This is a genomic window from Halovivax sp., assembly GCA_007119345.1.
Taxonomy (GTDB): Archaea; Halobacteriota; Halobacteria; order Halobacteriales; family Natrialbaceae; genus Halovivax.
In genome coordinates this window covers 19,083-36,580 of record SKPV01000027.1, presented here as the reverse complement: position 1 = coordinate 36,580, position 17,498 = coordinate 19,083, and the positions used below count along the sequence as shown (strand labels likewise).

The following is a 17,498-nucleotide window of genomic DNA, read 5'->3' as shown; positions in this document are numbered from 1 at the left end:
CCCGAGACGTGGCTTCCAAAACCCCGGTACAGGTTTCGAAGCCATGATTCGCTACACGCCAACCCGATATAAACGTCCCGCACGCATCGCCGCGAAGTGTCCGCGAACCCGCGACGACGAGCTGCGCGTCCGTGGTGATCGACGCCGTAAACGCAGCCGAAACCTCGTGCACCCGTCGCGATCGGACGCGGACGATCCGCCGACCGCGGATCCACCGAACGCAGAGGCAGACGCCGCACCCCACGAACCCGACGGTCGAACCGGACCGGACGACCGGAACCCCGACTCCGCCGACGCCTCCCTCCCGCGCTGTCCGCGCTGTGACGCCGTCCTCGCGGACGTCTACACGCTCGGCCCGGACGCCCACACCGCCGCCCCCTGCGGCTGTCCGCTCGCCCCGGACGAGGTCAAGTCGCTCTGACGAGGTGAGCGATCGTGCACGTCCGCAGCCGAGACCCACCCGAACCGCGAGGTGAGCGCCCGTGAGACTCCGACGTCCGACGGACTTCCTGCTCCTCCAGGCGCTCGCGGAGCACGGCCGGAACGTCGCGCCGAATCTGGCCCATCACACGGGCAAGACCCGCAAGAACTGCAATAGCCGACTGCCAGTCCTGGCCGACTACGGCCTCGTCAGGAAGGTGGGTCCGGCCGAGCGCTCCGGACTCTACGAGCTCACCCCGCGCGGCGCCGCGGCGCTCGCCCACCGCGACCGGTACGGTGCGGTCGAGGACTTCGAGGCGCTGCTCGACGGGGCCGAACCCTTATTCGAGTTGTCGACAAGTGACGAACGTAGTGGCCAGTCCGTCGAGCGACGGTCCCGCCCGGGAGGCCGAGATCCGACTGTGGCGCGAGGGCGACCGGTGGGTCGCCACGGACGTCGGGGCGGGCGTCACGACCCAGGGACGGTCTCGGACGGATGCGCTCGAAAACCTCGACGACGCGGTCGCGGTTCACGAAGATTCTCGGGGCCGCGAGTCGACCGACGAGGAACTCCGCGAGTACGGTATCGATCCGGCGGATAATTCGACCGGCGATCGGGACTCGCCGGACGTGCTCGTGTAGGATGTCGCGGCGGCGGTGACCCCAAGATTATCTAACGTACGTTTCGAGTTCGTCCACCACGCGGTCGGTGAAGCGATCCGAGACGCGGCCCTGCCAGGCGATCAGATCCTCGATCCGCGGCGAGTGAACCGCCCACGGAGCGACGAACGACTCGCACGGGACCCCGCCGACCTCCCGCGCGTCCGGTTCGAGCGGCAGTGATCGATGGTACCGCGACGTCGAGATGGCGACGGCGAGGTACTGTTCGTCGCTAAACGGGTGCGTACCGTTGTTGATGATCAGCCACGGTCGCTGACTGTCGGTTCCGATTTTGAACGGATCTTCGCTTCGAACGACGTCGCCCCGTTCCGGTTGCATCGATCACTCCTCGCGCTCCGCATCGTGCCCGTCCGAATGCGGCTGCTCGCTCGGATGCGGCTCGTCGGGAGCGACGTCGTCCCACGCTTCGGGATCGATTCCGCCGTCCGCCTCGTCGAGTCGGTCGGACGCGACGTGGAGGTCGTACGCGGCGGCGACGCGGTCGTAATCGTCCGTGAGCGCCCAGTACTCGCCCTTGTGACGAACGAGGTCGCGGTCTTTCAACCGCGAGAGGGCCGTGCCGACGGCGTTGGGGGTTTCGCCGATCGCCGCCGCGACTTCCGATCTGGTGAACGCCTTGTCGCGGTGCTGAGAGAGGTGTGCGAGGATCTGCCGCGGAACGCTGGGTCCGTTCGGGATCCTCCCGGATTCGAAGTCCTCGATACTGACGGGCATGAGTTCTCATTCGCGTGCCGGCGTAATGAGTGTACTGCCGTACCGGTGTACTTCTAATCCCGCCGGCCGTCCACCTGGAATACCACGGCGCGTTCGTCACCGTCGATCGTCGCGGCGGCTCGTCGGTCGGACGAACCGGGGCGAACTTCGCTCTTCACGCCTTCCCCCGTCTGCCCTCTATGCCAGATCGTTACCCGCCGTTCGAACGGGAGTCCGCCGATACTTCAAATCCCGTCGACGCCGAGAACCTCGTCGACGACCGCCTGCACGCGAGTCGCCTCGGCGAAGGAGACGAGGTCGCCGTCGCCGCCCTCGAGTGCGGTCACGAACTCCTCGATCAGCGCGAGGGTCGTCTCGCCCGGCTCCTCGGTGAGCACGCGTTCGTCGGCCTGGCCCGGCTCGGCGACGAGGCGGCGCCACGCCTGCAGCGACAGCGACCCCTCGGTCCCCTCGACCGTGATGGCGTTCTCCTCGCCGCCGGCGCAATCACAGAGGAGGTCGATCGTCCCGTGGACCGGTTCGTCGAGTCCGATGGCTCCGTCGGCGAAGTCGCCGGCACCCGCGACCTCGGCACCCGCCACGCCGGCATCCGCGATCTCGGCACCCGCCACGTCGGCATCCGCCACGGCGGCATCCGCCACGGCGGCACCCGCCACGTCGCCGCCGACGCGGAACGTGCCGACGATGGACTCCTCGTACTTCCCCGGAGCCGTGTACCGGACATCGGCGGAGACGTCGCCGATCCCGCCGAAGAGTTCCTGGGTCCCGAAGACGAAGTGGCTCCCGACCTCCCGGAGCGGGCCGCCCTGCTCGCGGCCGGCGAGCCAGTCGACGTCCTGCCACTCGCGTGGCCACCGCGGGAAGCGAAAGCGGAGCGCGACCCGTTTCGGCGCGCCGATCTCGCCGGCGGCGATCCGTTCACGCATCTCCACGAATCCCGGCGCGTAGCGGAACGGGAAGTTGATGGCGGTCGTCCGGTCGCTCTCGCGGGCGAGGGCGGTCAGCTCGCGGCCGACCGCCGCGTCCTCGGCGATGGGCTTCTCGCAGATGACGTGCTTGTCCGCCTCGAGTGCGGCCCGGACGACCGCCGCGTGGTGTTTCGGCGGAACGCCCACGTAGACGAGATCGATCGCGTCGATCGCGACGAGGTCGGAGACCGCGGTCACCGCCTCGCAGTCGTGCGTCGACGCCATCGCCGCCGCCTTCTCGGCGACGCTGTCGCAGACCGCCCGGATCGCGGTCCGTTCGTGCTCGTCGAACGCCGCCGCGAGGCGCGACCCGATGACCCCGCAGCCGACGATGCCGACCTGGTGCATGCGCGGACGGTGGCGCGCTCGTCTCAAGAAGGTGCCCGTCGCGGTCGGTCGCCCGTCGGTCGCCCGCCGGCGGAAACCTGACAACCCTCCGAGACGCTCGTCCGACCGAACTACTCCCGCCCCTCCCCGTGCACGTCCGCAAGACGAAGAGTTACGTCCCTCATCTCCCAACACAGAACGAGTATCCAATGGCGCGCAGTCAGCACGACGTGATCGTCGTCGGGGGCGGGGTCGCGGGTTGTTTCGCGGCGGCGACCGCGGCGGCCGAGGGACTCGACGTCGTCCAGTTGGAGCGCAAATCCCGAGAGCGGGGCGGGTTCATCGCGTGCGGCGACGCGATGAAGAGCCCCCGAGATCCGAAACATTACCCGGGTCCGATCGACATGGACGCGATCGCCGACGACGAGTCCGTCCGCATCGATTCCACCATCGATCGGATCGAGTACTGGGACGAGGAACTCGGCGTGCGGAAGGTGCTCCCCTACGAGACGAGCAGTAACGTCGTCGACCGGTACGAGTTCGGACGGCGACTCCTCGAACAGGCCGCCGACCGAGGAGCGACCCAGCACTACGACACGGTGGTCACCGAAGTGACCCAGAACGGTCGCGTCACCGGGGTCGAAGCGATTCGCGACGGTGAGCCGGTCACCTACGAGGGGAAGGTCGTGATCGACGCCGCGGGCGCCCAGTCGATCCTGCAGGACCTGATCGATTTCGAGGGACTCGACGCGCCCGGCGATCCGACGTTCGAGGTGCCCCACTACACCCACTTCGGGGCGGCCTACCGCGAAATCATCGAGACCGAGAACCCGGTGTCCTATCACGACGCCATCGTCGGGAAACCCCTCGAACGGATGGGCTACATCTGGTACTTCCCGCGCACGCCGACGGAGATCAACGTCGGCCTGGGATTCCAGATGAGCGAGGAGCCGATCGCCCTCGCCGACCGCCTGCGCCGGGACGTCGAGAATCGCCCCGAGTTCCGGGGGGCGAACGTGGCCGAGAAGTTCGACGCGAAGAACAAGCTCGGGTCGTCGATCGCCCTCCGTCGACCGCTGGATTCGATGGTGGCCCCCGGCTACCTGGCCGCGGGCGGCGCGGCGGGGACCACGCATCCGATCACGGGGAAAGGCATCCGCGGGGCGGCCTACTCCGGGTACTCCGCCGGGCGCGCGGCCGTCCAGGCCGTCGAAGACGGGGACCTCTCCGAGAGCGGGCTCTGGGAGCACAATCGCTGGCTGTACCGCGAGCACGGGGAGGCCGCGAAGCTCGCCTCCTGGGACGCCTACAACGTCGCCGCGAGCTCCATCGAGGTGAACGTCCTCCGAGCCGTCACCGCGTTGCTGCCCGAAGACGAACTCCGGGAGATCGTCGGCACGTCCGCGGAAGTGGACGACCTCAGAAGCAAAGTCCTCGTGGGCACGGGTATCCTCAGAAACCTCCTCGCGGAGTACCGCAAGGGCACCTTCGAGACGCTCGACGTGAGCAAACGCGACCTGTACGAGAGCGTTCGCGGCGTCCGGAAGACGCGCAGCCACGTTTCCGCGTACGAACGACGGTACGACGCCTACCCGGACGATCGGTCCGCTTTCGAGGAGTGGCGCTCCGAGCGCGACCGCATCGACCGGCAGCTGTACGACGACCTCGGGCTGGCCCCGCACGAGCACAAGTACTGAAATCGCGATCGCGAGGGACGGGCGACCGGGGAGATCACCACCGCTCCGGTCGAATTACTGGGATTCGCACGAACTTGGACAGGATATTTTCGCGGGCAGTTCCGGCCGACGATGCGCTGACCGTCCCGGCCGACGATGCGCTGACCGTCCGACGGATGATACGTGAATCGTCCCGGCCGACGATACGCGTTCGTCTCCGCGAGATCGGCGGCCGGTCTTCGGTACTACTCGGTAATACCACCTAGGTATTTCACCGAGGCCGTCGTAGCTCCGCCCGTATGAGTTTCAGCGACGAGCTCCTCGCGGAGGGGGCAGACATCTGGGAGGCGCAGTACGAGCACCCGTTCGTCACCGAGCTGGCGGCGGGCACGCTCGACCCCGAGGCGTTCCGCCACTGGGTGGAACAGGACTACCGCTACCTGCTCGACTACGCGCGGACGTTCGCCATCGCGGGGACGAAGGCCCGCCGGGAGGAGACGATGGCCGGCCTCCTCGGCGTCGCCCACACCGTCCTCGACGACGAGATGGACCTCCACCGGGAGTTCGCCGCCGACTACGGCATCCCCCGGGAGGAACTCGAGTCCGTCGAGAAGGCGCCCACCTGCGTCGCCTACACGAACTTCCTCGTCCGGACCGCCCACGAGGGGACGCTGCCGGAGATCGCGGCGGCGATCTACCCCTGCGGGCAGGGCTACCTCGACGTCGCCGAACGGATGGCCGCACTCGCCGACGAGGAACACCGCTACACGCCGTTCATCGAGAAGTACACGAGCGAGGAGTTCTACGAGGCGGTCGACTGGATGACGTGGCTGGTCGACGACTGCGCCGAGCGCAACCCCGGCGAGCGCGAGGCCATGCGCGAGGCGTTCGTGACGAGCGCCCGCCTCGAGCACGACTTCTGGGAGATGTGCTACACGAAAGAGGAGTGGTCGGTGTGACCGAGCCAGCCGGCGTCGAGACGCGTCCCGGAAAGGCGTACGATCCAGACCGCGACGGCCGCTTCTTCGAGTGGCTCAGAGAGCGCTCGGACTGGGAGGCCGCCGCTCGCCACCGCTTCGTCGAGGAGTACCGCGACGGCGAACTGCGCGACGACGTCTTCGAGCGGTATCTCGTCCAGGATTACCAGTTCCTCGAAGCGGGGGCGCGGATCACCGCGCTCGCCGCCAGTCAGGCCCACACGATGGCCGAGATGGGGCGGCTCTCGGACTCGCTCGCGGTGCTCACCGGCGGCGAGAACGACTACTTCCAGCGGGCGTTCGACGAACTGGACGTCCCCGACGGCGAGCGCGAGGACCCCGAACTGCATCCCACCACCGCGGCCTTCATCGACTTCATGTATCGGGCCGGTCACGACGGCGGCTACGAGGAGACGCTGGCGTTCGTCGCGGCCGCCGAGTGGATCTACCTCGACTGGTGTGCGTACGTCGCCGAGGCGGATCGCGAGCGCGAGCGCTGGTATCTCGACGAGTGGGTCGAGATCCACGTGATCGACGAGTTCGAGGCCTACACCACCTGGCTGTGCGAACGGCTCGACACGTACGGACCGCTCCTCTCGCCCGAGCGCCAGCGCCGCGTCGCCGAGATCTTCGACCGGACGGTCGAGCTCGAGGCGGCCTTTTTCGACGCGGCGTACGAATGAACTGACGCGACGGTGACGTAATTGTAAAGTTCGTTCCGTGTTAGCAATCGGTATGCCTGACGAATCGGGGGAGCGGCGCACCGACGGCGGGACGGCGACCGGAGGCGCGGCGGACGTCGAACTCGAGTTCCCGAGCGGCGACTGGGCGGGCTTCTTCAAGAACCACTTCGGGCCGTCGATGCTCTGGGCGCTGATCAGCATCGGCGGGAGCCACATCGTCCTCGGTCCGACGATGGGTGCCTTCTTCGGGCTGTTCGCGATCTGGATCTTCGGACTCATCTACATCGCGAAGTACGGCGCCTGGGAGCTGGGAATCCGGTACAACTACGGGGTCGGCGGGAACCCGGTCGAGGCCTACGATCAGCTCCCGGGACCGAGAAACTGGATGCAGTGGTACTCCGTCGCCGTGTTCGTGATCGGCTACGTCGCGATCACCGCCGGCGTCGGGCTCTCGAGCGCCGCGCTGGTGGGGCCGCTGGTCCCACTTTCCGTCCCGCAGACGTTCGTGGTGCTGATCGCGATCGCCGGGGGCCTCGTGTTCTTCACGCGATACTCGCTCCTCGAGAAGATCCTCCTCGGGTTCACCGTCGCGCTCGGCGTTCTGCTCGTCCTCGGCGCGATCGTCGGGCCCCCTTCGGCCGACGTCGCCGCGGAGACGGCCCTTTCGATCGACCTCGGGGGCGAACGGACGATCATCTTCGTCGGGCTGTTCGCCGCCGCCGCGGGGTTCGCGCCGACGGGCTTCAGCACGAGCGTTCTGATCGGCAGCTGGAGCATGGCGAAAGGCGAAGGTGCGAGCCAACTGCGCGAGGAGGGGCTCGATCCCGACGACGAGCGCTACCACGACTACATACGCGCGTGGATCCGGACGGGTCGACGCGATTTCAACATCGGCTACGCCTTCAGCTTCGTCCTTCTCGCGGCCATGATCCTCCTGGCCGCTAACGTGCTGTATCCGGAGCCGATCGACGACGAAAACTTCGCGTTCGCGCTCGGGCAGGTGCTCTCGGAATCCTTCGGCGAGTGGTCCTTCTGGGCGATAATCGTAGGCGGGTTCGCCGCGCTGTACTCGACGGTCATCACGCTCATCGACGGCGCGTCGCGGGCGACCGGCGATATCCTGCCGATGGCCCTGAACGACCGGACCGTCGACCGCGAGTTGGTTCGGCGCGCCGTCATCGTCGTGATCGTCGTCGTCGCCAGCGGGATGGTCCTGGCGCTCGGGAACGTTCCGGTCACCTTCGTCGTCACCATCGCCGCGATCCTGGCGGTGACCGAGATCCTCTTCTATCCCGCCAACTGGTACGTCGTCAAGAAGAACCTCCCCGAAGCGTTCCACCCCTCGAGGCGGTGGGTCGCCTATTACGCGATCAGCCTGGTCGCCGTCCTCGTCTTCGGGATCATGGGGGCGATCGCACAGTTCGACCTGGTTCCCGAGCTCATCGAGCTCCTCCCGAGCGCCGGGTGATCGACCGGCGATCGAGCGGTTCGATCCTCGGCCCGCCGACCCGTTGACGGGCGCCGACGGCCCACCGGCGCCGACGGTCGTTTTCGATTCCGACCGCGGACGACGCCCTCAAGCCCCTTCGAACGTAACGGGCGGGTATGCGCGTGACCGTCGACGTGAAAGGGGAAGGAACCAGCGAGGTCGACCTCGACGACCTCGAGTCCGACGGCCGGCCGACCTACGCCGACCTGCTCTCCCGCGTCGACTACAGTCCCCACGAGGTGAGCGTCCTCGTCGACGGTCGTCCCGTCCCCGAAGACCAGCCCGTCGACGCCGAGGAGGTCACCGTCCTCAGGCTCATCAAGGGCGGGTGACGTCGTGCGATCGAGCGCGTCCGTCCGCGTCCGCGCCGCCGAATCCGGCGAGGCCCTCGACGTCCGACGGATCCTCGACGCGGCGATGCTCGAACCCGGCGACGTCGAGTCGCGGATCGCCGACGGCGACGTCCTGGTCGCGGTGGCGGATCGGCCGGAAGCCGGCGACCGCGTCCTCGGGGCGCTGGTGCTCGCGGCCGAGCCGCCGGAGACGTCCGTCGGAATCCACGAAGTGGCCGTTTCGTCCGACCGGCGGAGTGCGGCGAGCCACGTCGCGGCGATCGCCGTCCGACGGCGCCGGCGGGACCGCGGGATCGGTACGGCCCTGATCGAGGCGGCGCTGGACCGCGAGGGGCGGCTGACGGCCCACTTCGACGCCGACCTCCGCCCCTTCTACGAGGCGCTCGGCTTCGACGTCTGCGAGATCGGCGACGGTCGGTTCGCCGGCCGTCGAGAGCGCTGAGCCGTCGCCCGGGGCCGCGAATCGCCCGGGCGCTGCGACTCGGCCACCCGCCGAGTTCGGCCGGCCGGCCCGGCCAGCGCCCGGATAACAGACCGTTACCCCGGAGTCGGTCGTGTCGGTCGTGCGCTCACGGCGCGGATCGACCCCCTCGCGAATCGGACCGTCCCGTCGGCGATCGTATCACGCTGTGTGGCGTTGAACGAACCGGCGAGTTGATGTAGAAAGGTGGCGTTACCCGCACTACATGGCCCGCTGGCAGCAGTTCATCCTCGCGCTCGGCGCGGTCTTCCTCGCGGCGGCCGTCGGACTGGCGATCCGCTCGCTGGCCCTCGGCGACGTCTCGCCCGCGGTCGCCCTCGACGTCGTCCTGATCAGCGTGCCCGGAGTCGTCCTGGTGCACGTCGGCCGCTGGCTGCCGGACGCGGACATCGAACCCGCACAGTACCCGCGCATCGTCGCGTGGGGCGCCGGCGGCGTCGCGGTGCTCGTCACCGTCATCTTCATGCGCGCGCTCCACCCGGGGGTCAGCGCCAACTTCTCGTTCGGGACGACGGCGGTCTCGGTCGCGATCGGCTCCATCGCGGGCATCGCGATCGGCGTTCGCGAGGCCCAGGCCACCACGCGCGCGAAGCGCCTCGCCCGACAGTACGAGGAGCTTCGACGGGCCCAGGCCGTCGAGCGAAAGAACGAACAGCTGAAGCGGACCCAGGCGAAGCTCGAGGAAGCGAACGAGAAGCTCTGTCGGTCGAACGAGCGCCTCGAGCAGTTCGCCCACGCCGCGAGCCACGACCTCCAGGAGCCCCTGCGGATGGTCAGAAGTTACCTCCAGCTGCTCGACCGGCGCTACGGCGACGAGCTCGACGAGGACGCCGAGGAGTTCATCGAGTACGCCGCCGACGGCGCCGACCGGATGCGCGCGATGATCGAGGGCCTCCTCGCGTACTCCCGGGTCGAGGCGCAGGGCGATCCGTTCGACGCCGTCGACCTGAACGACGTGCTCGACGACGTGCTCAGGGACCTGCAGCTGAAGATCGAAGAGAGCGCCGCGGAGATCGAACGCGAGCCGCTGCCGACCGTCCGCGGCGACGCCGGCCAGCTGGGGCAGCTGTTCCAGAACCTGGTGCGGAACGCGATCGACTACAGCGTCGGCCGGTCCCGCGTCCACGTCTCGGCCGCGCGGGAGGGGCCGCGGTGGGTCGTCTCCGTCCGCGACGAGGGCGTCGGGATCGACTCGGCCGACGCCGACCGCGTCTTCGACATCTTCCAGCGGGTCGGCGAGACGGGTCCGCGCGGGTCGGGGATCGGGCTGGCGCTCTGCAAGCGCATCGTCGAGCGCCACGGCGGGGAGATCTGGGTCGACTCCGAGCCCGGGGAGGGATCGACCTTCCGCTTCTCGCTGCCGGCCGGGACCGAGAAGGCGCCGGCCGCGGACGCGGTCGACGGCGCCGCCTGAGCCGGCCGCCGGCGTCGCGCCCGGGATCTCTTCCGACGCTCTGGCTGCTATCGCTTCGACGGACGTGCCGCCATCGCTTCGGCGGACGGGCTGCTATCGCTTCGGCGCTCTGGCCGCCATCGACCCGCCCCGGCTCCGCCATCGACCCGCCCCGGCTCCGCCATCGACCCGGCCCGCGCTCCGCCATCGACCCGGCCCGCGCTCCGCCATCGACCCGGCCCGCGCTCCGCCATTGACCCGGCTGACGGGCTCCGAGTCCACTCCGAGGGCGCTCAGGCCTCGGTCCGGACCGCCCCCACCCGGTCGACTCACTCGCCGACCGCTTCGTCCTCGCCAGAGGCCGACGGGTCGGACGTGTACACGAGTTCGAAGGAGAGTTTCGCCGTGCAGCTCATCGCGGCCTCGTCGAGGTTCGTCTCCGTCTCGCGCTCGTCCACGTAGCCGTTACAGCGACCGTGGGCGACGATGTTGGAGATGCTCGCCGCGGAACCGCACTCCGGGCAGTCGAGGTAGTACTTGCCATCCTCGTTCTGGTGCCAGGCGTCGGCGTCGAGATCCATGCGGGCCGCGTCTTCGTCCCGAGGCATACGCGAGGGTTCGACGTCGAGGGGCGTAAAGCCCGCGTCGGAACCCCCGGCGACCCGGGTCGGCGACCGATCGCTCACACCAGCGGCTCGACCAGCGCCACGCCCTCCTCGAGCAGCGTCGTCAGCCGGCCCTCGTCGGTCGCCTCCCCGTACACTCGCAGGACGGGTTCGGTGCCGCTCGGGCGGACGAGCAGCCAGGAGCCGTCGGCCAACAGGAGCTTGAAGCCGTCGGCGGTGTTGACGTCCTCGACGGCGACCCCGGCGACCGCCCCGGGGATCGCGTCCGCGAGCGCGTCCAGGACCCGTCGCTTCTCGCTCTCGGGGCAGGGAACGCTGCGCTTGTCCTGGACCACCGTCCCGTGCTCGTCGAGGAGCCGGTCGACCCGCTCGTCGAGGGGCTCCTCGGCGTGCATCGCGGCCGCGAGCAGCGCGATCAGGACGCCGTCCTTCTCGCGGACGTGGCCGCGAACGGTGAAGCCGCCCGACTCCTCGCCCCCCACCAGGGCGTCGTGGGCGGCCATCGCCTCGGCGACCCACTTGAAGCCGACCGGGACCTCCCGGACCGACTCGCCGCGGGCCTCGGCGACGCGGTCGATCAGGTAGGTCGTCGACACCGTCCGGATCGCCGGCCCCGAGTCGCGCTCCAGGAGCCAGTCGTACAGCGCCGCGAAGAAGAGGTTCTCGTCCAGGTAGCCCCGCTCGGGGGTGACCACGGCGAGGCGGTCGGCGTCGCCGTCGTTGGCGATCCCGAGCGCCGGCTCGCCGCTCGCGGCGCCGCCGCTCCCATCGTCGAGGCCTCCGACGGCGGCCTCGCGGGCCGTCACGCGATCGACGAGTTCCCCGAGGTGGGCCGGGGCGGGCTCCGGCGGCGAGCCGCCGAACGTCGGGTCGCGATCGCCGCGCAGACGTTCTATCGACGCTCCGGCACGCGCCAGGAGGGCGTCGGTCACCCCTCGTCCGGAGCCGTGCATGGCGTCGTAGGCGACGGCGAGGCCGTCGAGGTCGGTCCCCTCGGCGAACCGCTCGAACAGGTCCATCGCGGCCGCAGCGTGTGGCTCGACGAAGTCCACCTCGCGCGCGGTCCCGTGCTCGCTCGCCGGCAATGGGTCCGGCTCCGCGAGACGCTCGGCGACGGCGTCCATGACCGCCGGCGGGGCTGGCGCGCCGTCCGCGGGAATGAACTTGACGCCGTTGTACGTCGGCGGGTTGTGCGAGGCCGTGACGACCAGCGCGCCCGAGAGGCCGCGCTCGACGATCCCGTGGGCGATCAGCGGCGTCGGGAGGTCGCGCTCGGGAAGGAGCACGTCGAAGCCGTTGGCGCAGAGCACCCGCGTCAGCTCCTCCGCGAAGCCGCGGGAGGTCTCGCGGGCGTCGTAGCCGACGGCGACGGGTGCGTCGAGGCCCTCGTCCCGGAGGTAGGTGGCGACGGCCTGCCCCACGGCCCGCACCCGGGGCGCCGTGAACGTCTCGAGCGTCGCCCGCCAGCCGTCGGTCCCGAAGCTGATCTCGTCCATGCGCTTTCGTCCACGGCCGCGGAGAAAAGTGCGGCGACACCCGCCGCGACCAGCGCGACGGATGGAGTCCGGCGCGACGGCTGCGACGGGTCGGCCCCGGCGTGGCGGGCGTCGCCGCCGATCGGACGCCTCGGCGGGTCGGTTCCGGCGTAGCGGGCGTCGCCGCCGATCGGACGCCTCGGCGGATCGGCCCCGGCGTGCTGCCGAGCGCGCACGCGACCGCCCCCAACGGCGGGCACCGGATCCGACCCGTCAGTCGTCGCCCTTCCGAAGCGACCAGACCTGGATCGAGTGGCCGTCCGCGAGCTCCTCGTCGCCGAAGTCTCCGGTCGCCGTCCAGGACTCGAACGGCGAGCACCGCGCCAGCAGCTCGATCTGGCGCGTCGGGAGCATCGAGAGACGGTCCTCCTCCGCGAAGACGAGCGAGCCGTCCGGGTCGTACAGCTCGGTCTCGACCGCGAATCGCTGTTCGACCTCGTCGACGATCCGCGTCCGGGTGCGGACCTCGTGGGTCGCGCCGCGGTACTCGACGGACCCGATTTGCCACTCGCCGTAGGTCTCACGGATGACGTCGAAGCCGGGGACGAAGACGTCGAAGACGAACCGGCCGCCGGGCGCGAGCGCGTCGTGGACGGCCCCCAGCGCCGCCAGCTGGTCGTCGACCGTCGCGAGGTGCTGGATCGCGTTGAACGGGCACGTCACGAGGTCGTAGCGGCGGTCGGTCTCGAACGACGTCAGGTCGGCCCGCCAGACCGATGGCGCCAGACCGCGCTGGTCGGCGTTCTCCCGTAGCACGTCGAGCGCGTCGGCGGACAGGTCGAAGCCGTCGGCGTCGACGCCCGCCTCGAGCAGTTCGAGGTAGATTCGCCCGGTGCCGCAGGCCGCCTCCAGGGTCGGGCCCTCCGCCTCCCGGGCCAGCTCGACGTAGTAGTCGACGTCCGGTCGATCCGCGTCCGACAGGTGCGCGTCGTAGAACCGGGCGCGCTCGTCGCGATATCGATGATCTTCGCCGTCCATTTGCGGGCGGATTCGACCCGGAGTGAAAGTTCTTTCGACGCGACACGACCGAAGGCGGGGCCGCCGCCGTCCGGCCGAAACCGACGGCTCGACTCGATTTTCGACGCGCCGCGACGGGACGACGAAGCTTTACGATTCGAAAGCGAATTACCGTCCATGACCCGGACGCCGACCGTGCTGGCCGTCTCCGGCAGCCTCCGCGAGGCGAGCTACACCCGGACCGCCCTCCGGTACGTCCTCGCGGCCGCCGATGACGCCGGCGCCGAGACGCGCCTGCTCGACCTCCGCGAGTACGAGCTTCCGGTCTACGACCCGGACGCCGACGAGCAGGGCGACGAGGCGGAAGTGAAACGCCTCGTCCGCGAGGCCGACGCCGTCGCCCTCGGAACGCCCGTCTACCACGGCTCGTTCTCGGGCGCGCTGAAGAACTTCCACGACTACTGCGGCTGGGACGAGTACGAGGATACCACCGTCGGGCTGCTGGCGACCGCCGGCGGCGGGAGCTACGGCTCGACGCTCGAACACCTCCGGATGACGGTTCGGGGCGTCCACGGCTGGGTCCTTCCCCACCAGGTCGGCATCCGGAAGGCCTCGGACCGGTTCGTCTCCGATCCGGCGGCGATCGACGGCCGCGCCTTCCGCGATCCCGACCTCGAAGAGCGCGTCGAGACGCTCGGCAGCCAACTCGCCGAGTACGCGTTCATCGAGCCGTCGATCGCGTCTCGGGTGGCCAGCGCCGACGACGACTGAGCCCCGTCGGTCGCGAACGCCGCCCCGAAACCGACCCGCGAACGAGCCGTACTCTCACGACGTCACGTCCGACGATCACCTGTCGTCACCACCCGCCCGCGATCGCGCGCTGTTCACGAGCCGCCGGCGATCTCGCGCCGTCACCACCCGCCGGCGTTCACGTCCCGTCCACGAGCCGCTCTTTCGCCGCCCGCGAGAGCTGCTTGATCTCGTACTCGCGAGCCATCGCCGTCGAGCGGCTCTCGTAGCGCTCGACGTGAACGACGTCCACCGGGGTCCTGGGGCGGGTGTACTTCGCGCCGTCGCCGGCGTTGTGCTCGGCGACGCGGCGCTCGAGGTCCGTCGTGTAGCCGGTGTAGAGCGTGCCGTCGTCGCACTCCAGGACGTAGACGACGTGGCGACTCATCGGGAGACGGTTCGCGTCCGCGGAGAAAAGACTCGCGGTCCGATCGGGGCCAAGCTGTCGACGGCGGTATCAGACGGTGCGGGCGCGCTCTCGCGAGGCTTCGGCGATGCCGGCGTTCGCGGAGCAGCTGACGCAGGCGTGGATCTTCCCGCGGTCGTCGGCGAATACTCGCGCGAAACGCTCCGAGACGTGCGCGCCGCAGTGGTTGCACTCTGGCATGGTGACGCCGGTTGGTCCGGCACCTCGATCTACCTGCCGATCACCTAAAAAGACTTGGCCAAACGCGTGTCGAATTTGGTATTGTGTAAGGTATTGTTCGTCGTCGGGAAGCCGACGCGGCAGACCGGCGCTCGTTCGGCCGTCGACCGGGACGGCCGTCCAGGTCGGTCGGACGCGTCCTCGCGCCGTCGAACGGGAGAGGATCTCGCGAGTGACCACCGAAGCCGACTCCGACACGAACCGGACGCTCGGGGCGCGCGCGAGCGACGACTACCGCCTCGAACGGGCCCGACCGGCCGAACGGACGGGCATCAGTCATATACGTTTCGGTGGGCGGCGACCCGAAACACCCGTCGCGCCCCGCCTCAGGCCCGCTATCCCGCGGATTAAACAGAACTCTTATAACGGGGTGGGCAGAACGGGTAATTCGTATGGCAGACCTTATCGTCAAAGCCGCGGTGAAGGAAGCGCTCGATGACAAGAACGTTGCTTCGGACTTCTACGACGCCCTCGACGACGAGGTCGAGGAACTGCTCGACAACGCCGCCCGACGCGCGGAGGCCAACGACCGCAAGACCGTCCAGCCCCGCGACCTGTAAGGTCGAACCCGACGCGAATTTTTTGGCGATCACGTCCCGTAGCGACGGCGCCGTCGTCACTCGACGCGCGATTTCGCTCGAATCCGCCGCCGGGATCACCGAAGGCGGCCGAACAGCGATCGGACTCGTCCGAGGAGTCGACGCCAGCCGACGGGCCCCTCCGATCGCGCGTCGTCCGCCGTACTATCGGGCGACTCCGCCCGACCGGGTGCCGTCTTCGCGCCGACCGATTCGGACCGGTGGATCGGGTCGTCGCCGTCGCCCGGAACGAAGCCGGGAACGTCGATCCCGTCGAGACGATCGCCCTCGCCGGTAGCCCGGTCGCGCGCGTCCCGGTCGCCGGCCGACCGCTCGTCACCGTCTCGGTCGTCGCCCGACCCTTCGCCTCCGTCCCGGTCGCCGGCCGACCGCTCGTCACCGTCTCGGTCGTCGTTCTCGACGGACCGACTCGCCGATACGCCGTCGATCACGACGGGCTGGTTCGTGACCCGATCGGGACGAACCACGGGTGTCGATGGTCCATCGTCGCCCGGAGCGACGCGATCGTCGACCTCGGCGGGGGACGCCGATCCGGACGCCTCTGAGGCCGCCTCCTCCCCGGGCGACGACGTCGACTCCTCGCGATCCGACACCAGCGCGGCGATCTCCTCGAGTTCCGCCCGCGTGACCAGCGGTCGCGACCGGGACGATCCCTCGGAGTCGCGTTCGATCGTCCCGTCGGCCGAACCGGTCGCGTTCGAATCGGTCCCGGAGCCCGATTCCGAGGGCGGTTCCTCGGACCCCGCTCGCGCCGCCGTCTCCGATCTCGGGACCGGGGTTCGATCCGCGCCAGCGGGAGTCTCCTCGACGTCGGTACGGGCCGCCCCGAGTTCCTCGAGGGCCTCCGACGCGATCTCGACGGCGGACCGGTCGTCTCCGTCGATCGGCTCCGACGGCGGCACGTCGGTGCCGTCGGATTCCGCGGACGGCGCCGCATCGTCCACCGGCGACGACCCGGCGTCGGTCCCGGATCCGTCGGCGGTCGGTCGGGCCCCCGGGTCGGTCGTCCCGGCCGCTCCGGACGGTTCAGCGCCGTCCGTCACTCCCCGTTCGTCGGCCGGGACGTCCAGGTCCCCCGAGAGGATCGAGTCGACGTTCTTGCAGGCTTCGGCCGCCGCCTCGAGCGGATCGGTCGTCGGCTTCGAATCGGGAGACCCGCCGTCCTCGCCGTCGGAAGCGGGTTCGGTCGCCGCCGAGTCGCTCCCACGATCGTCGGACCCCTCGGAATCGGCCGGCACCGCCGGAGAATCGCCCGACTCGGCGGTCTCCGCGGGCGAATCCTCGTCGGACGCGGACGGTTCGGATTCGGCGGTCGGCGCGTCGACCGCGTCGGGAAGCGCCGCCGCCCCCTCGCTGACGAGATCGGCCATCGCGGCCTCCGGATCCGCCGGGCGGAGCGTCTCGATATCTCCCGCCCGTCCGTCCGGCGCGTCGTCGGCGTCGGGTTCGTCGGCCAGTTCGAGGATCTCGTCGACGCTCCGGTCGGAGACGGTCCTCGTCGGGCCGCCGCCGGCCAGCGTGCCGAATCCGCCGTCGTCCGCGTCGAGGTCCCCGAACGTCGCCGTCTCGCCGGCTTCGTCCGCGAGCGGCGCGGTCGAACGGTGGACGCGAGGCCCGGAGCGATTTCCATCGCCCCCGCTCGAACCGGTCGGCTCTCGCTCGGTCACCGCGGGGGACTCCGCCATCGCCTCCGCTTCTAGCTGTTCGAAGACCTCGTCGACCCCCGCCGTGGAGACGCGTCGGGTCGGGCCGCCCGAGAGCGCGAAGCCCTCGCGTTCGCCGGTCGACTTTTGGGGCGTCGCGATCTCTTCGAGGACGTCGTCGACGCTCGAGTCGGAGACGTGACGACGCGGGCCGCTCTCGCGGAGCCGCTCGACGACGGTCTCCGTGTCCTGCCCCGTCGAGCGCAACAGCGCCTCCAGGGAGTCGGCGTCGGAGGACGGGTCGCTCACCTCGTCGCCGTCCTCGAACTGGGAGCCCATTCGGAATCGTTTCCGACGAACGCTCACAGTATATTAAATTTGTCTATGGTGAGAGTGATCGTAAACGTTCGCTCCGGGGTCAAGCAGCCCTTGACCGGGAGCGTCGCCGGTCGAGGGGCGCTCGGTGGAACGCGGGGGCTGGCGCCGATCGATCGCCGGCCTCGCCGTTCCGACGGGGTCGACTCCGGCCCGACCGCGGCGG

20 protein-coding genes and 1 pseudogene are annotated in these 17,498 nt (G+C 69.8%); 12 read left to right on the top strand and 9 right to left on the bottom strand.

What is annotated here, in order from left to right; translation table 11 throughout:
• Window positions 1-166 precede the first annotated feature (166 nt).
• From QZT59_RS02445 to QZT59_RS02435, 3 genes and pseudogenes are all read left to right on the top strand, one after another.
• The gene (locus tag QZT59_RS02445; RefSeq protein ID WP_290810843.1) at window positions 167-421 is read left to right on the top strand and encodes a hypothetical protein; all 255 of its coding nucleotides are present in this window, start codon (window positions 167-169) and stop codon (window positions 419-421) included.
• 61 nt (window positions 422-482) lie between these two features.
• Window positions 483-752 (top strand): annotated as a pseudogene (locus QZT59_RS02440) (winged helix-turn-helix transcriptional regulator); the annotation flags it as partial.
• Window positions 753-792: 40 nt separating this feature from the next.
• Entirely contained in the window at window positions 793-1,062 is a 270-nt protein-coding gene (locus QZT59_RS02435) for a type II toxin-antitoxin system HicB family antitoxin (protein WP_290810840.1), read from the top strand.
• 27 nt (window positions 1,063-1,089) lie between these two features.
• Here the strand turns inward: QZT59_RS02435 and QZT59_RS02430 are convergent, their stop codons facing one another.
• The 3 genes from QZT59_RS02430 to QZT59_RS02420 all read right to left on the bottom strand — a co-directional run bounded on the left by QZT59_RS02430 (window position 1,090) and on the right by QZT59_RS02420 (window position 3,131).
• Window positions 1,090-1,419: a hypothetical protein gene (locus tag QZT59_RS02430; protein ID WP_290810837.1), complete on the bottom strand. Its 330-nt coding sequence runs from the start codon at window positions 1,417-1,419 to the stop codon at window positions 1,090-1,092.
• A gap of 3 nt (window positions 1,420-1,422) precedes the next feature.
• The gene (locus QZT59_RS02425; protein ID WP_290810834.1) at window positions 1,423-1,815 is read right to left on the bottom strand and encodes a hypothetical protein; all 393 of its coding nucleotides are present in this window, start codon (window positions 1,813-1,815) and stop codon (window positions 1,423-1,425) included.
• Between the two features lie 224 nt (window positions 1,816-2,039).
• The gene (locus QZT59_RS02420) at window positions 2,040-3,131 is read right to left on the bottom strand and encodes a Gfo/Idh/MocA family oxidoreductase (protein ID WP_290810832.1); all 1,092 of its coding nucleotides are present in this window, start codon (window positions 3,129-3,131) and stop codon (window positions 2,040-2,042) included.
• A 188-nt stretch (window positions 3,132-3,319) separates the two neighbouring features.
• On the opposite strand from QZT59_RS02420, the gene QZT59_RS02415 reads away from it, so the two are divergent.
• The 7 genes from QZT59_RS02415 (at window position 3,320) to QZT59_RS02385 (ending at window position 10,183) form a co-directional block, all read left to right on the top strand.
• Window positions 3,320-4,807, top strand: coding sequence for an NAD(P)/FAD-dependent oxidoreductase (locus tag QZT59_RS02415; RefSeq protein ID WP_290810829.1), 1,488 nt, complete (start codon window positions 3,320-3,322; stop codon window positions 4,805-4,807).
• 278 nt (window positions 4,808-5,085) lie between these two features.
• Window positions 5,086-5,745, top strand: coding sequence for a thiaminase II (gene tenA, locus QZT59_RS02410; protein ID WP_290810826.1), 660 nt, complete (start codon window positions 5,086-5,088; stop codon window positions 5,743-5,745).
• The gene (locus QZT59_RS02405; protein WP_290810824.1) at window positions 5,742-6,446 is read left to right on the top strand and encodes a TenA family protein; all 705 of its coding nucleotides are present in this window, start codon (window positions 5,742-5,744) and stop codon (window positions 6,444-6,446) included. The genes tenA and QZT59_RS02405 overlap by 4 nt, the downstream gene beginning before the upstream one ends.
• A 52-nt stretch (window positions 6,447-6,498) precedes the next feature.
• Window positions 6,499-7,914: an Nramp family divalent metal transporter gene (locus QZT59_RS02400; protein WP_290810822.1), complete on the top strand. Its 1,416-nt coding sequence runs from the start codon at window positions 6,499-6,501 to the stop codon at window positions 7,912-7,914.
• 137 nt (window positions 7,915-8,051) lie between these two features.
• Window positions 8,052-8,267, top strand: coding sequence for a ubiquitin-like small modifier protein 2 (locus QZT59_RS02395; protein WP_290810819.1), 216 nt, complete (start codon window positions 8,052-8,054; stop codon window positions 8,265-8,267).
• 4 nt (window positions 8,268-8,271) lie between these two features.
• A complete protein-coding gene (locus QZT59_RS02390; RefSeq protein WP_290810816.1) occupies window positions 8,272-8,730 on the top strand; it encodes a GNAT family N-acetyltransferase in 459 nt (152 codons plus the stop codon).
• Window positions 8,731-8,974: 244 nt separating this feature from the next.
• Window positions 8,975-10,183: an ATP-binding protein gene (locus QZT59_RS02385; protein WP_290810813.1), complete on the top strand. Its 1,209-nt coding sequence runs from the start codon at window positions 8,975-8,977 to the stop codon at window positions 10,181-10,183.
• A 308-nt stretch (window positions 10,184-10,491) separates the two neighbouring features.
• Here QZT59_RS02385 and QZT59_RS02380 read toward each other — a convergent pair whose 3' ends face one another.
• From QZT59_RS02380 to QZT59_RS02370, 3 genes are all read right to left on the bottom strand, one after another.
• On the bottom strand, window positions 10,492-10,770 hold the full coding sequence (locus QZT59_RS02380) for a hypothetical protein (RefSeq protein ID WP_343195721.1): 279 nt from the start codon (window positions 10,768-10,770) through the stop codon (window positions 10,492-10,494).
• Window positions 10,771-10,844: 74 nt separating this feature from the next.
• Window positions 10,845-12,284 (bottom strand): phosphoglucomutase/phosphomannomutase family protein, encoded by a 1,440-nt coding sequence (locus QZT59_RS02375; RefSeq protein ID WP_290810810.1) that lies wholly within the window; start codon window positions 12,282-12,284, stop codon window positions 10,845-10,847.
• Between the two features lie 252 nt (window positions 12,285-12,536).
• Window positions 12,537-13,301: a bifunctional 2-polyprenyl-6-hydroxyphenol methylase/3-demethylubiquinol 3-O-methyltransferase UbiG gene (locus tag QZT59_RS02370; protein WP_290810807.1), complete on the bottom strand. Its 765-nt coding sequence runs from the start codon at window positions 13,299-13,301 to the stop codon at window positions 12,537-12,539.
• Window positions 13,302-13,457: 156 nt separating this feature from the next.
• Between QZT59_RS02370 and QZT59_RS02365 the strand changes: the two genes are divergently transcribed.
• The gene (locus QZT59_RS02365; RefSeq protein ID WP_290810804.1) at window positions 13,458-14,051 is read left to right on the top strand and encodes an NADPH-dependent FMN reductase; all 594 of its coding nucleotides are present in this window, start codon (window positions 13,458-13,460) and stop codon (window positions 14,049-14,051) included.
• 157 nt (window positions 14,052-14,208) lie between these two features.
• Here the strand turns inward: QZT59_RS02365 and QZT59_RS02360 are convergent, their stop codons facing one another.
• Window positions 14,209-14,457: a GIY-YIG nuclease family protein gene (locus QZT59_RS02360; RefSeq protein WP_290810801.1), complete on the bottom strand. Its 249-nt coding sequence runs from the start codon at window positions 14,455-14,457 to the stop codon at window positions 14,209-14,211.
• A gap of 69 nt (window positions 14,458-14,526) precedes the next feature.
• A complete protein-coding gene (locus QZT59_RS02355) occupies window positions 14,527-14,676 on the bottom strand; it encodes a hypothetical protein (protein ID WP_290810799.1) in 150 nt (49 codons plus the stop codon).
• A 431-nt stretch (window positions 14,677-15,107) separates the two neighbouring features.
• Here QZT59_RS02355 and QZT59_RS02350 point away from each other — a divergent pair, with 431 nt between their 5' ends.
• Window positions 15,108-15,275 carry a DUF1931 family protein gene (locus QZT59_RS02350; protein WP_290810796.1) on the top strand — a complete coding sequence of 56 codons (168 nt, stop codon included), beginning with the start codon at window positions 15,108-15,110 and terminating at the stop codon, window positions 15,273-15,275.
• 95 nt (window positions 15,276-15,370) lie between these two features.
• Here QZT59_RS02350 and QZT59_RS02345 read toward each other — a convergent pair whose 3' ends face one another.
• Window positions 15,371-17,296, bottom strand: coding sequence for a hypothetical protein (locus tag QZT59_RS02345; RefSeq protein ID WP_290810794.1), 1,926 nt, complete (start codon window positions 17,294-17,296; stop codon window positions 15,371-15,373).
• Window positions 17,297-17,498 lie beyond the last annotated feature (202 nt).

Bases quoted from the DNA above. Each gene is read 5' to 3' on its own strand.
- QZT59_RS02430 (WP_290810837.1), bottom strand. From the start codon at position 1,419: ATGCAACCGGAACGGGGCGACGTCGTTCGAAGCGAAGATCCGTTCAAA.
- QZT59_RS02425 (WP_290810834.1), bottom strand. From the start codon at position 1,815: ATGCCCGTCAGTATCGAGGACTTCGAATCCGGGAGGATCCCGAACGGA.
- QZT59_RS02420 (WP_290810832.1), bottom strand. From the start codon at position 3,131: ATGCACCAGGTCGGCATCGTCGGCTGCGGGGTCATCGGGTCGCGCCTC.
- QZT59_RS02415 (WP_290810829.1), top strand. From the start codon at position 3,320: ATGGCGCGCAGTCAGCACGACGTGATCGTCGTCGGGGGCGGGGTCGCG.
- tenA (WP_290810826.1), top strand. From the start codon at position 5,086: ATGAGTTTCAGCGACGAGCTCCTCGCGGAGGGGGCAGACATCTGGGAG.
- QZT59_RS02400 (WP_290810822.1), top strand. From the start codon at position 6,499: ATGCCTGACGAATCGGGGGAGCGGCGCACCGACGGCGGGACGGCGACC.
- QZT59_RS02395 (WP_290810819.1), top strand. From the start codon at position 8,052: ATGCGCGTGACCGTCGACGTGAAAGGGGAAGGAACCAGCGAGGTCGAC.
- QZT59_RS02385 (WP_290810813.1), top strand. From the start codon at position 8,975: ATGGCCCGCTGGCAGCAGTTCATCCTCGCGCTCGGCGCGGTCTTCCTC.
- QZT59_RS02380 (WP_343195721.1), bottom strand. From the start codon at position 10,770: ATGCCTCGGGACGAAGACGCGGCCCGCATGGATCTCGACGCCGACGCC.
- QZT59_RS02375 (WP_290810810.1), bottom strand. From the start codon at position 12,284: ATGGACGAGATCAGCTTCGGGACCGACGGCTGGCGGGCGACGCTCGAG.
- QZT59_RS02370 (WP_290810807.1), bottom strand. From the start codon at position 13,301: ATGGACGGCGAAGATCATCGATATCGCGACGAGCGCGCCCGGTTCTAC.
- QZT59_RS02365 (WP_290810804.1), top strand. From the start codon at position 13,458: ATGACCCGGACGCCGACCGTGCTGGCCGTCTCCGGCAGCCTCCGCGAG.
- QZT59_RS02360 (WP_290810801.1), bottom strand. From the start codon at position 14,457: ATGAGTCGCCACGTCGTCTACGTCCTGGAGTGCGACGACGGCACGCTC.
- QZT59_RS02355 (WP_290810799.1), bottom strand. From the start codon at position 14,676: ATGCCAGAGTGCAACCACTGCGGCGCGCACGTCTCGGAGCGTTTCGCG.
- QZT59_RS02350 (WP_290810796.1), top strand. From the start codon at position 15,108: ATGGCAGACCTTATCGTCAAAGCCGCGGTGAAGGAAGCGCTCGATGAC.
- QZT59_RS02345 (WP_290810794.1), bottom strand. From the start codon at position 17,296: ATGGGCTCCCAGTTCGAGGACGGCGACGAGGTGAGCGACCCGTCCTCC.